Below are 12,867 nucleotides of genomic sequence, written 5' to 3'. Positions count from 1 at the left end.
AGCACACTCTTGGGACCGTCTCCAGCAGGGATGCTGGAGTCGAGCTTACAGGGATGTACTTGCAGCGTGTCCCAAGAGGGTGTTCCAGCCCGACGTCGACGCTCCCAGACCCTAAGCGGAGCCTCAATGTCGGATTACACGCTTTGCGCTAATCCGACCTACTCGGGCTTGGGGTCGGTGTCGGAATTGGCCAACTTTTTGTTGGTGTGGAAAATATAGTTCTGGGTCGCGGTCAACATCCCCCGGAGGATGCTCAGCTCCATCTCGTCCAGCCGTACCCGGTTATACAGGCGCCGCAGGCGGGTCATCGTCTGACGGGGGTTGTCGGGCGACAGGAAGCCCAGCTCCATCAGCGTTTCCTGTAAATGGTCGTAATAGCGCTCCAGCGCCTCCGCCTTCGCCGGCGGTAAATCCCACTCGTTGAAATCGATCAGCTTGCCACCTTCCGAGCGCTCCGCCTGCAAATACGCCATACGCAGCTCGTAACACAGCACCTGTACCGCCGTGGCCAGGTTGAGGGAGGTGTACTCGGGATTGGCCGGAATATGCACATGGTAATTGCACTTGTGCAGCTCCTCGTTGGTCAGGCCGCGATCCTCGCGCCCAAACAGAATGGCCACCTCATGCTCGGCCGACTCACTCCAGGCGCGTTCGCCGCACTCCCGGGGATCCAGCAGCGGCCAGGGAATGCGTCGCTCCCGGGCGCTGGTGCCCACCACCAGGCCGCAGCCCTCAATGGCTTCATCGACAGAGTCCACCACCACCGCGTTATCCAGTACATCGAGTGCACCGGCAGCCCGCCACAGAGCCTTCTCCGAGGGATACTCCTTGGGTGCAACCAGATAGAGTCGGGACAGGCCCATGTTCTTCATGGCCCGGGCGGCACCGCCGATGTTGCCCGGGTGGGAGGTACCCACCAATACAATCCGGATCTGTTGAAATTGTTGCACGCTCATGAGGGAGTCTCCGCTGGCTCGGCTCGGGATTTGAGGGCGCGCAGTTTACCACCACCGGCGGGCATCTGCTAACGCCCCGAACGCCCACGGCACTAGAGCCTGAGCGCCATAGGCGGTATACTGCGCTCCCGTTTTTCGCTCCTTAACTGAATTCCCTGATATTGGTGCCCTGATGGAACCCATGGTAAACATTGCCCTGCGCGCTGGCCGCAAGGCAGCTGAACTGATCGAACGCGCCTTCGAGCGTGTGGATCTCCTCACAATCGAGACCAAAAGCCCCAACGACTTCGTAACCGAAGTCGACAAAGCGGCCGAAAAAGAAATCATCTACCACCTGCGTAAAGCCTATCCGGATCACAGCATCCGGGGTGAAGAAGGCGGCAGCCAGCCCGGCCAGAACCCGGACTACGAATGGATTATTGACCCGCTCGACGGCACCACCAACTTTATCCACGGCATGCCCCACTTCTCGGTCTCCATTGCCTGCAAATACCGCGGCCAATTGGAACACGCGGTGGTGATCGACCCGGTCAAGCGCGAAGAATTTACCGCAACCCGCGGCCGCGGTGCGACCCTGAACGGCCGCCGGATCCGGGTGTCTTCCCGGCGCGGCTTCGAGGGTGCCCTGATCGGCACCGGCATTCCCTTCAACGGCTACGCGCTCGACAACATTGACGCCTACCTGGCCTGCGTAAAAGAAATCGCCGGACAGACCGCCGGTATCCGTCGCGCCGGCTCAGCAGCGCTGGACCTGGCCTACGTTGCCGCTGGCCGCTTTGACGCCTTCTGGGAAATGAACCTGAATGAGTGGGATATCGCCGGTGGACTGCTGCTGGTAAAAGAAGCCGGCGGACTCGTCAGCGACTTTAATGGCGGCTCCAACTATCTGGAAACCGGCCACGTGGTATGCGGTGGACCCAAGGTGTTCAAGCCCACCCTGCAGGTGGTGCAGAAGCATATGGGCCACATTAAATAGACTGGGCTTCAGACTTCGAACTCAAGCGTCGAGGGCGCGTATACCTTTCCGAGACACGCCGTAAACCCATCCATGGGGGCTCGACTGCCGCCGTCCGGGCGGCAGACGGTCTCGGAAAGGTATACGCGCCCTCGACTTGCAGTAACCGGACGCCAACGACTCCGCAATTTGGCAGTTAGCCCAATACTTCGTTGAGGGTGGAGATCAACTCATTGATCTCCACCGGCTTGGTCAGATAGTTATAAAAGCCTGCCTTTTTGCCCCGTTCGATATCGTAAGGCATCGCGTTGGCCGACAGGCCAATCACCGGAATATTCTGGGTTGCCGAGTCGCGCTTGAGCACCGACAAGGCTTCATAGCCGTCCATGCCCGGCAGGTTGATATCGAGAATGATCGCGTCGGGCAGCTCACTGCGGGCTTTGAAAATCCCAAGAAAGGCCTCTTCCGCCACCTGCAATTCCAACTGCGGGTAGCGGTCGAACACCTGCTCCAGCAGACGGATATTGGAAAGATTGTCTTCAATATACAGCAGGCGTTTGGTGCTACTGACGGCGAGCGCTACCGGCGAGTTAGACACTCGGGTCTTCTCACTGACCAGATCCTGATACTGCTCACTCGCCAGAGGGAGATCAATCCAGAACTCGCTGCCCATACTCTCGACACTGGTGAAGTCCAGTCGGCCATTCATCATCTCCACCAATTGCTTGGTGATGACCAGACCTACACCCGAGCCCTCGACCTTGCTGTACTCGGCATTCAGACGATTGAAAGGCTCGAACACTTCGCCGCGCCGCGCTGCCGCAATGCCTTTACCGGTATCGCGCACTGAGATCCGCAACTGATTCCCCGGCTGCGCGCTCAGTTTAACCTCAACGTCGCCACCTACCCGGTTGTACTTGACGGCGTTGTTCATCAGGTTGATCAGCGCCTGCTTCAGGCGAATATGATCCGCCACCACGTAAATGCTCTCCAGTTGGTTGAGCACCGTAGTAATGCGGATACTTTTTTCGTCGGCCTGGGGCTGCACCAGCGTCAGACAATCCGATATGACTCGCGATACCAGCACCGGCTCAAGCGAGACTGTCATCTTGCCCGATTCGATTTTCGCCAGGTCGAGCACATCGTTAATCAGCTGCAACAGATGTTGGCCAGCCTTGCGAATTTCGTGCAGGTTGTCGAGCTGCTGTTCGTTGATATTGGTATCGTACTCAAACAACTGGGCATAGCCGAGAATGGCGTTGAGCGGCGTGCGCAACTCATGGCTCATGCTGGAAAGGAATTCGGACTTGGCCTGGTTGGCCCGTTCGGCGGCTTCTTTGGCCTGCACTACCCGCTCTTCAGCACGCTTGATGTCGGTGATATCCATATTGGTGCCGGACATCCGCGAAGGCTTCCCCTCGTCGTCAAAGCTGGCTCGACCGCGAGCTCGAATCCAGCGCAGCTCGCCCTGCTTGCTGTAAATTCGGTACTCGATGTCAAACATGTCTCCACCGTGCATATGATCACTGAGCGCCTGATCAAATTTGGAGACATCTTCCGGGTGGATGTGCGAGCGCCAGACCTGCAACCGGTCCTGACCCTCGTTAACAGCGTCATCGCCCTGGCTATACCCGATGTGCTCCCAGCAGCGACTGGAAAAATGAAAGCCCTCGCGCCCAGAATACCACTCCCAGATACCATCATTGGATGCGCGGATAATCCGTGCCTGGCGCGCTTCACTTTCGCGCAGCGCGGCTTCGACGTTTTTCAGTTCAGTGATATCGAAATTGACCCCGGAAATGAACATCGCCCGCCCTTCGGCATCGCGAATCGAGTCGGCCCGGGCCTGGGTCCAGATATAGCTGCCATCTTTGGCGAGAACACGGTAGGTAATATCGAGTGGAATACCGGTGCGCAAATGTTCGCGCACCGCTTCTTGCATGGCTTCGCGGTCGGCCGGGTGAATAAAATTCGGCAGCAAGGCCGGATCACTTACCCGTTTGTAGTCGTCTTCCCCGTAGCCCAGATACTCCCAAAAGCCCCCAGACCAGTCCAGCGTCTGATTGACCAGGTCCCACTCCCAGAAGCCATAGCCACTACCGTTGAACATACGCCGGTAGCGCCCGGCCAATTCCCTGAGCTCGGCCACATCCATTTGCTGTAATTCTGCGTCACTAACGTAGATGCGGTTGGCCATAATCGCGGTTCCTGACGAGTCTTAGGGCACCAGCTCTTCCTGCTCTTCGCCCTCTTTGGGTGGCGGGATCAGGTCTTCGCGATCGATGTGCAGTGCCAGCAAGGTATTGGCCGATACGTAGATCGACGAATAGGTACCGACCAGAACACCCACAATCAACGCTGTGGCGAAATTGTTGATCAGCTCACCGCCGAACAGGAACAACATCACCAACACCAACAAGGTTGTCAAAGACGTAATCAAGGTGCGCTCGAGAGTTTGCGTCAGGGAGAAGTTGACCACTTCCTTGGGGCTTCCCCTGCGCACGAGCCGGAAATTCTCCCGAATGCGGTCGAAGACCACGATGGTGTCATTCAGGGAGTAACCGATAACTGCAAGCACGGCCGCCAGCACCGTGAGATCAAAATCGAGTTGAAACAGGGAAAAGAAACCGAGCACCAGAATCACATCGTGAATCAATGCGGCCACCGCACCCAAAGCAAACTTGTACTGGAAGCGGAAGGCGATATAGAGCATCACCAAAAACAACGCCACCAACATGCCCAGGCCACCCTCATCACGCAGCTCTTCCCCGATTTGCGGCCCCACGAATTCACTGCGACGCAGTTCAACATCGGTATTGGCGTGCTCGCTCAGTGCCGTCAGCAGACGGTTGGTGTACGCCACGTCGAGGGAATTTTCCAGGGTAACGGCAAGACCGTCCTCAACCTGGGCGAACTCTACGTTGCCGAAATAAGTGCGATCAAAAATATCCGTATCGCGCACCTGAGCCGCGCTGACACCGTCGAGAACGATGACTTGTGACAACCCAGCCTGTCCTGCCGCGGGGCGCTCGACCCGCACAATCTGTGCGCCAGGTTCAAGCGCTTCCAGGCGGTTGCCAATCAGCACCAAGGCGCCGTCCTGCATGGCACCCTGGGTGCGTATCAGTACTTCGGTTTCGGAGCCAAAGTAGACGGCCGTGGGATTCTCCAGGCCCTGCTCGACCAGCAGGGTGCGAATCTCACCGAGATTGGCCGGCTCGGCAAAACCCACTTCGATCTGGGTGCCGCCGGTAAAGTCCAGCCCCAAACGCAGGCCGTTGACCGCCAAAGAAACGATGGAGACGAGCAACAGCAATATGGAGATGGCGCCAATGGTTTTGCGCCAACCCATGAAGTTGATACTTTTCAGTTCTTCCTGTGCCATAGCGATTGCTCTCTTAAATCCAAATCTTCTGCAGGTTGCGACGACCACCGTAAGCCAGGTTCACCATAGAGCGCGTCACGAGGAGCGCGGTAAACATGGAGGTCAGGATACCGATCGACAGGGTGACAGCGAAGCCTTGTACCGGCCCGGTGCCAATGGCGTAGAGGATGATCGCCACAATCAAGGTGGTGATGTTGGCATCCATAATGGTCACGAAGGCTCGGTCATAACCGGCCGCGATGGCTGACTGAGGCGGCGAGCCCGCCTTCAGCTCCTCGCGTATACGCGAGAAAATCAGCACGTTAGCATCTACCGCCATACCCACGGTAAGCACGATGCCGGCGATGCCCGGCAGGGTCAGAGTGGCACCGAGCAGCGACATGACCGCAATAAGCAGCACCAGGTTAACCGTGAGGGCAATGTTGGCGATGACGCCAAAAGCTCGGTAATACAGCAGCATAAACAGCAGCACCAGCGCCAGGCCCCACTTCACGGAGGTGACACCCATCTGGATGTTCTCGGCCCCCAGGGACGGGCCAATGGTACGCTCTTCAACAAAGTACATGGGTGCCGCCAAGGCACCGGCGCGTAGCAGCAGCGCCAACTCGGAAGCTTCCGCCGGGGAGTCCAGGCCGGTGATGCGGAACTGCACCCCGAGCGCAGCCTGCACGGTGGCGAGGCTGATGATTCGGCGGTCGGCCTCTTGCACCGGCACCTGAACCTCTTCGCCAAACTCGTTTTCACGGGTTTCAAAGGTAGTGCGATACTCAATAAACAACACCCCCATACGCCGACCGATATTGCCACGCGTGGCTCGGTGCATCATGGCGCCACCGGCGCTGTCGAGGGTGATATTCACCTGGGGCTGGCTGGTTTCGTGATCAAAGCCGCTGGAAGCGTTGGCGACGTGGTCGCCGGTCAGGATCACCTGACGCTCAAGCTCGGCGGTGCGCCCGGCATCGCTCTCGCTGCGGAACTCAAATTCGTCCCTCATGGACACCAGCGAATCCGGCAAGGCCTCCAGGCGGAATTCCAGGTTGGCGGTTTTGCCGATAATGCGTTTGGCTTCGGCGGTATCCTGTACGCCCGGCAGCTGCACAATGATGCGACTGCGCCCTTGGCGCTGGACCACCGGCTCGGACACCCCCAGCTCGTTCACACGATTGCGCAGGGTCACGAGGTTTTGGCTCAGCGCGTAATCTTCAATTTCGCGCACGGCAGTATCACTGAGCACGGCGTTAAGACGGTAGCTGGCACCCTCTGACTGCGGATCTTCGGTCGAGAACTCCAGATTCTGGTATTCCCGGCGCAGCTCGCGCAGGGCCTGATCGCGCAGGTCGGCGTTGCGAAAACGACCAATAACCACGTTGTCGTCGCCGACACTGACCGAGGAATAGCGAATGCGCTCATCGCGCAGGCGGGCGCGCATGGCATCGGAGTTGATCTCCTGGCGCCGATGAATCGCGGCCGCGGTGTCCACCTCCATCAAAAAGTGTACCCCGCCCGCCAGATCCAGCCCCAGGCGCATGGGTGAAGCCCCCAGGCGTTCAAGCCAGCGCGGTGTGGTCGCGGCCAGGTTCAGGGCCACGATAAAGTCATCACCCAGCTCCTCCTGGATATAGCGCTGGGCGCGCATTTGGGAGTCGGCGGTATTGAGTCGGATCTGCGCCCGTGAGCCGTCCGCTTCGGCACCAAAGTAGTCGATACCCGCTTGCTCCAGGGCGCGCTCGACCCGACGCAGCACACGCTCGTCAATGTCCATACCGCTGGACTGACCAGAGATCTGGACCGCAGGGTCCGGCGCGTAGAGGTTGGCGGAGGCATAAACAAAGCCAAACACCACCACCAGCAAGATGAGGAGGTACTTCCAGAGCGGATAACGGTTTAACATAGTGTGTTCCGTGACCAATTTGGGCAATTAGGCAGCACTTTGGCCACCCCTACCTGTTATCAATAGCGTTAAGAGGCTGGGATTATACCGATTTCAGCGTCCACAACAATGAAAGCCGCCAATTTCGCTGGCGACGCGGCCCCTCAGGGCGCCGGCGGCACGGGTTTGCCCATGCGCCCGTAAAACTCACTGACGTAAGTTTCCAGCTCTCCCCCGGCGATAGCGGCGCGCAGCTCCTCCATCAACTGTTGATAGAAATGCAGGTTGTGAATGGTATTGAGCTGGGCGCCAAGCATCTCCCCGCATCGATCCAGATGGTGCAGGTAGGCGCGACTGAAGTTGGCGCAGCTGTAGCAGGCGCAGTGGGCATCCAGGGGGCTGGTATCGTGCTTGTGTTTGGCGTTGCGGATTTTAATGACACCCTCGCGGGTAAACAGATGACCATTGCGGGCGTTGCGAGTGGGCATCACACAGTCGAACATATCCACGCCCCGACGCACCGCCTCGACGATATCCTCGGGCTTGCCCACCCCCATCAGGTAGCGGGGCTTGTCCGCAGGCATCTGGGCGGGCAGGCTATCGAGAATACGGATCATGTCCTCTTTGGGCTCGCCCACCGACAGGCCGCCGATGGCGTAGCCGTCAAAACCGATCTCGGTCAGGCCTTTCAGGGATTCACTGCGCAGATCCTCGTACATCCCCCCCTGGACGATCCCGAACAGCGCCGACGGGCTGTCGCCGTGGGCGTCTTTGGAGCGCTGGGCCCAACGCAGGGACAACTCCATGGACGCTCGCGCCTCGCGCTCGGTAGCCGGATAAGGGGTACATTCATCGAAAATCATCACAATATCGGCACCCAGGTCGCGCTGCACCTGCATGGAGACTTCCGGGTCCATAAAGATCTTGTCACCGTTGATGGGCGAACTGAAAGTGACACCCTCTTCGGTGATTTTGCGCAGCTTGCCCAGGCTGAATACCTGAAAGCCGCCGGAGTCGGTCAGAATCGGCCCCTGCCACTGCATAAAGTCGTGCAGGTCGCCGTGGGCCTTGACCACCTCGGTACCCGGGCGCAGCATCAGGTGAAAGGTGTTCCCGAGGATGATGTGCGCGCCGATGCTCTCGATATCCCGCGGCAGCATGGCTTTGACAGTGCCGTAGGTGCCCACCGGCATAAAGGCCGGGGTTTCCACGGTGCCACGCGGAAAGCGCAGCCGCCCCCGGCGCGCCCGGCCATCGGTGGTATCCAACTCAAAGTCCATAAAGCAATTGTCGGTCACAGGTTGATCCCTATTGATTGTCGTTTCTCGGGTTGGACATGGGGTGCCTCATTGTCGGATTACGCCCTGCGGGCTAATCCGACCTACTGGACACAACGCGCCACTGTTCGCGTAGGTCGGATTAGGCGAAGCCGTAATCCGACAATGAGGCACCCAACTCAACGATTATCGGCCTACAGGCTCATCCACCGCCTGCGGGTTGCGACTGATAAACATCGCATCCCCATAGCTGAAAAACCGATAGCGCTCGGCCACGGCCGCCCGGTAAGCCGCCAGGGTGTGGCGATACCCCGCAAAAGCGGACACCAGCATCAACAGGGTCGACTCGGGCAGGTGGAAGTTGGTAATCAGCGCGTCCACCACCTTGAAGGTGTAACCCGGGTAAATAAAGATATCGGTATCGCCCTCATAGGGCGCAATCTCGCCGCCCTTGGCCGCGGTCTCCAGGCAACGGACACTGGTGGTGCCCACGGCGATCACCCGCTTGCCCGCAGCGCGCGTGGTACGCACCTGTTCGGCTACGGCCTCGCTCAGGTGCATCACCTCACTGTGCATCCGGTGCTCACGAATATCGTCGGCGCGCACCGGCTGGAAGGTGCCAGCACCCACATGCAAGGTCACAAACGCCGTCTGTACGCCCTTGTCCGCCAACTGTTGCAGCAGTTCATCGTCAAAGTGCAGACCCGCGGTAGGGGCGGCAACCGCACCTTTATTGCGCGCATACACCGTCTGGTAACGCTCGCGATCCAGGGCTTCATCTTCCCGGTCGATATAGGGCGGCAGCGGCATATGGCCAATGCCCTCAAGCACTTCCAGTGCGCTTTGGCCGGCGGGGAATTCCAGCTCGAACAGAGCGTCGTGACGAGCCACCACCGCAATCTCGGTGCCATCCTCCAGAATAATCTGGCTGCCCGGCTTGGGCGACTTGCTCGCCCGGGTATGGGCCAACACCCGCTGGGTATCGAGCACCCGTTCGACCAGTACCTCGACCTGACCGCCAGTGTCCTTGCGACCGAACACCCGCGCGGGGATCACCCGGGTATCGTTGAACACCATCAGGTCTCCCGGCTCAATCAGCGCCAGAATGTCGGGGAATTGCCGGTGCGCCACCTGCCCGTCCGGGCCGTTGAGGTGCAACAAGCGGCTGCCGCGGCGCTCGCTGGCGGGCACACGGGCAATCAGTTCGTCGGGGAGCGAGTAGTAAAAATCCTGGCGGCGCATAGGGAAGGTCTGGGATCAGTCATTTCAGGGAGCGCAAGGGTAGCGGAATTTGGCCAAAATCGCCATGGGGTTGGGTGCCTCACTGTCGGATTAGTCCGCGCAGCGGGCGTAATCCGACAATCAGGCGCGGTTCTCTATTGACGCCTCAAGAACCGCTGTTATAATCACGCCCCACTGATGCCCTGCCCCACCCTACCTCGGGTATCAGCGCAATGCCAGAGTGGCGAAATTGGTAGACGCAGGGGATTCAAAATCCCCCGCCCGCGAGGGTGTGCCGGTTCGAGTCCGGCCTCTGGTACCATCTTTTCAGGCTTCCCTGCCGACGAACAAACAGCCCCACCAACAACAGCAAACCCAGGAACGACCAGGCCCCACTGCTACGGCTTTCCGGCTGCACCGGTTGCTCCGGTTCTGCATCCCCCGCTACCGGCTCACCAGATACTTCCGGGCGTCTGACCGTCTCTACACTGCCGACACACGCACCCTCGGGTACCGTATCCACAAACACACCCTTGCGCTGGGTCATGCTGTCGCCTTCGGCATCTTCCACCCTGAGCGTGAGCGCCGCGAGGCCGCAGCTGTCCGGGGTAAATACCAGCGTCGTGCCATCCCACTCGGTGGTGCCACCGCTCACCTCAACGACGCTGTACTCCGGGGCTTCGGTATAGCCGCGAAACATTCCGGCAACATCGATGGCCAGGGTTTCTTCCTCGTTGATAAAGGCATGGGGCTCGGCCATCCACTGCAGGTAGTGATCGAGCTGGCTGTAGCCATCGGCATAGAAATCGGCGTGGGCGTCGCTCAGGTCACCCATGGCCGAGTTGGTATTCAGGCCGTGGAGCCGCTCCCACCAATCCGGCAGGCCATCGTTGTCGGTATCCCAGTCATCCGGACGGTAGGTGATCGGGAAATCTTCGTAGCCGCCGACATCGTCCTCGTGGTCAGGCAGCCCCGGGAGGTTAGTGACGCTGCCTCTATAATTGAAGTTGCCTTCCTGAGTTTCACGAATCATGCGCGCGTCATGGTCATCGCGTACCGGCTGGCTGGCACCGACATCGGACAAGACGTTTTTGTAGGCGTGGGTTGCGGTATGAATGGTCGCATGAGACGGGAAAAACGGCTCGCTGACAAAGGCTTCATAACCATTCGGGCGCCCCGCCGATACCCGGCACGCCTGACGCTGGTCCTCGCCCTCCACCCGACCGGGGATAAAGTTACCGGAGCAATAGTAACGCTGGGTGCCGGGGAATTGATCGTACTGGGCATTAAGCGCAAAATACTGCTGTGTCGCCGGGCCAGGCTTGTAATAATTGTTGACGAAATTGACCTCGTGCGCGCCACCGTCAGTGGTCCGGTTGCGCCAGTTGTAAACCACGTTGTTAAAGATATCCAGGCGCCCGGCATAAAAGCCGTTGGCATCCAGCCCCCCCGCCAGCGACCAGTTGCGGCCATCGTTATGGGCCAACAGGTTGTGATGGAAACTGCCCACGTCACCGCTGATACTGGCGGCGAAACCGTGCATGGTACCTGCGGGGTAGTTGCTGTGCCCGGCGGCGTTGAGCGCTTCCGAGATCAGGGTGCGCTGCAGGCTAATGTTGCGCGCGTTGCGGGAAGAGAAGGCCTCGTCGAGCGTCCAACTGATGGAGCTGCGATCAACAATGGAATGGTTACTGCCCGCCATGCCAATGCCATCCGCGGTATCACCCGCCCCCAGGCGCACACGCACATGCTGCAAGACCACGTCCTCGGCACCGCTCAAGCCGAAAGGCGCGCCGCGGATCAGGATGCCCTTACCCGGCGCCGTCTGGCCCGCAACAGTGACGAAGCCATCACCAATGACCAGGCGCGACTCGAGCGAGATGGTGCCACCGACATCAAAAATAACCGTGCGCGGGCCGGTGGTTTGCTCTACCGCTTCGCGCAGAGTGCCCGGGCCGCTGTTTGCCAGGCTGGTGACTTTGACAACCTGACCACCACGCCCGCCAATGGCAAAACGGCCATAACCTTCGGCGCCCGGGAATGCCAACTGGCGGGGCTGAAACGACCACACCTCGCCGCGAGTCACCAGGCCGTCGGCATCCACCTGGTCTACCCGCCAATAGTAACGATCCCGGCTGTAGGTATTTTCCAGTCGATAACCGATGGAGGCTTGACGCCCCTGAAACACCTGAGCGTCTCCGGCACGCACCGCCGCTTCATCGGTACCGAAGTACAACTCGTGTGCCACAGCACCGTCCGCCGGCGTCCAACTGATGACCAACTCGCCCTCATCAGTCGTTACATGATAATCGCGATCAGCCGGCACCGGCGTGCGCGCCTGCCTGGCTACATCCGGGGTATTGATCTCAAAACCGTTGATGATGACGTTCTTCTGGCTGGCGTCGCTGTCCATATCGGGTTCTACCAACACCACCACATCCTCGCTCGATACGGTGAAGGCCAGAAATGCCGAGGTCGCATCGGCGTTGTCATACACACGGTTGCTCGGCACCAGTCCGTTCACGACACGCTCGCCATTCACGCTGATATGTACCGGGGAAAAGGTGTTGTTTGCCGGGTTGGCAACAGTGCTGATATACAGTTGCAAGCTGTGCTCGCCTGCCGGCAGTCCGGACAGGGTCATCTCAATCGCACCGCCGTTTTCACCGTTATTGACGGTGACGCCATCGCTGGCCAGGCGCACGTGACTATCGATGCCGGCCTTGTACCAATCGGTGCGCAGGCCGGAGCCACTGCCCTGCTGGCTCAGGGTAACCGTAACACCCTCAAAGGTTTCGCTGGCACTGGTGCCGCCGCTCACGGCCCAAGGCAGGTAGCCGGGCTCATTGACTTCGGCCTCCTGGCGGCCAGCCTGGTTAAGGTCGACTTTAATTTCAGGAAGGCCAGAACTTTGGCCATAGGCGGGCAACGCCGCAACAGCCACCAAGGCCGCACTCGCGCCCAGGCGTGACAGGGTTGAAAAAAGCATGATATCCACCGTAAATCGTTGTTATTGGTTGGGTGCCGCGCTCTATAAGGCGCAGTCTCTCTCAGGTCCGATGCCAGTATAGGCCCAAACCCATGGGCGAGGGAAGCGTGTGTAAAGATGCACCCGCCCACCGCGAAAGCGGCTTATACTCGGCGCAACCGCTTGCCAGAGCCCTCTACTGCCGCGACGGCATCGGCCACATAATCAATAAACG

General features: G+C 59.4%; 8 protein-coding genes and 1 tRNA gene. 3 read left to right on the top strand and 6 right to left on the bottom strand.

Annotation, left to right across the window (positions count from 1 at the left end):
• Positions 1 to 158 precede the first annotated feature (158 nt).
• Positions 159 to 956, bottom strand: coding sequence for a tRNA (cytosine(32)/uridine(32)-2'-O)-methyltransferase TrmJ (gene trmJ, locus DKW72_RS02355; RefSeq protein ID WP_111640691.1), 798 nt, complete (start codon positions 954 to 956; stop codon positions 159 to 161).
• Positions 957 to 1,128: 172 nt separating this feature from the next.
• Here trmJ and DKW72_RS02350 point away from each other — a divergent pair, with 172 nt between their 5' ends.
• Positions 1,129 to 1,932, top strand: a complete 804-nt coding sequence (locus DKW72_RS02350; RefSeq protein WP_111640690.1) for an inositol monophosphatase family protein — start codon at positions 1,129 to 1,131, stop codon at positions 1,930 to 1,932.
• A gap of 175 nt (positions 1,933 to 2,107) precedes the next feature.
• On the opposite strand, the gene DKW72_RS02345 is transcribed toward DKW72_RS02350, so the two are convergent.
• The 5 genes from DKW72_RS02345 to queA all read right to left on the bottom strand — a co-directional run bounded on the left by DKW72_RS02345 (position 2,108) and on the right by queA (position 9,685).
• Positions 2,108 to 4,108: a hybrid sensor histidine kinase/response regulator gene (locus tag DKW72_RS02345; RefSeq protein ID WP_111640689.1), complete on the bottom strand. Its 2,001-nt coding sequence runs from the start codon at positions 4,106 to 4,108 to the stop codon at positions 2,108 to 2,110.
• A 21-nt stretch (positions 4,109 to 4,129) separates the two neighbouring features.
• Entirely contained in the window at positions 4,130 to 5,296 is a 1,167-nt protein-coding gene (gene secF, locus DKW72_RS02340; protein WP_232522283.1) for a protein translocase subunit SecF, read from the bottom strand.
• Between the two features lie 13 nt (positions 5,297 to 5,309).
• Positions 5,310 to 7,187: a protein translocase subunit SecD gene (gene secD / locus DKW72_RS02335; protein ID WP_111640688.1), complete on the bottom strand. Its 1,878-nt coding sequence runs from the start codon at positions 7,185 to 7,187 to the stop codon at positions 5,310 to 5,312.
• A 143-nt stretch (positions 7,188 to 7,330) separates the two neighbouring features.
• Entirely contained in the window at positions 7,331 to 8,446 is a 1,116-nt protein-coding gene (gene tgt / locus DKW72_RS02330) for a tRNA guanosine(34) transglycosylase Tgt (RefSeq protein ID WP_111640925.1), read from the bottom strand.
• Positions 8,447 to 8,629: 183 nt separating this feature from the next.
• Positions 8,630 to 9,685 carry a tRNA preQ1(34) S-adenosylmethionine ribosyltransferase-isomerase QueA gene (gene queA / locus DKW72_RS02325; RefSeq protein WP_111640687.1) on the bottom strand — a complete coding sequence of 352 codons (1,056 nt, stop codon included), beginning with the start codon at positions 9,683 to 9,685 and terminating at the stop codon, positions 8,630 to 8,632.
• Positions 9,686 to 9,899: 214 nt separating this feature from the next.
• Here queA and DKW72_RS02320 point away from each other — a divergent pair.
• Positions 9,900 to 9,986: transfer RNA gene (locus tag DKW72_RS02320), tRNA-Leu, on the top strand.
• Between the two features lie 99 nt (positions 9,987 to 10,085).
• A complete protein-coding gene (locus tag DKW72_RS02315; RefSeq protein WP_111640686.1) occupies positions 10,086 to 12,635 on the top strand; it encodes a hypothetical protein in 2,550 nt (849 codons plus the stop codon).
• Positions 12,636 to 12,867 lie beyond the last annotated feature (232 nt).

Source organism: Marinimicrobium alkaliphilum, from assembly GCF_003259155.1.
Lineage (GTDB): Bacteria > Pseudomonadota > Gammaproteobacteria > Pseudomonadales > Cellvibrionaceae > Marinimicrobium_A > Marinimicrobium_A alkaliphilum.
The sequence above is the reverse complement of the archived record's forward strand: the minus strand, read 5'-3'. Positions and strand labels throughout refer to the sequence as shown.

Bases quoted from the DNA above. Each gene is read 5' to 3' on its own strand.
- secF (WP_232522283.1), bottom strand. From the start codon at position 5,296: ATGGCACAGGAAGAACTGAAAAGTATCAACTTCATGGGTTGGCGCAAA.
- secD (WP_111640688.1), bottom strand. From the start codon at position 7,187: ATGTTAAACCGTTATCCGCTCTGGAAGTACCTCCTCATCTTGCTGGTG.
- trmJ (WP_111640691.1), bottom strand. From the start codon at position 956: ATGAGCGTGCAACAATTTCAACAGATCCGGATTGTATTGGTGGGTACC.
- DKW72_RS02345 (WP_111640689.1), bottom strand. From the start codon at position 4,108: ATGGCCAACCGCATCTACGTTAGTGACGCAGAATTACAGCAAATGGAT.
- DKW72_RS02350 (WP_111640690.1), top strand. From the start codon at position 1,129: ATGGAACCCATGGTAAACATTGCCCTGCGCGCTGGCCGCAAGGCAGCT.
- tgt (WP_111640925.1), bottom strand. From the start codon at position 8,446: ATGGACTTTGAGTTGGATACCACCGATGGCCGGGCGCGCCGGGGGCGG.
- queA (WP_111640687.1), bottom strand. From the start codon at position 9,685: ATGCGCCGCCAGGATTTTTACTACTCGCTCCCCGACGAACTGATTGCC.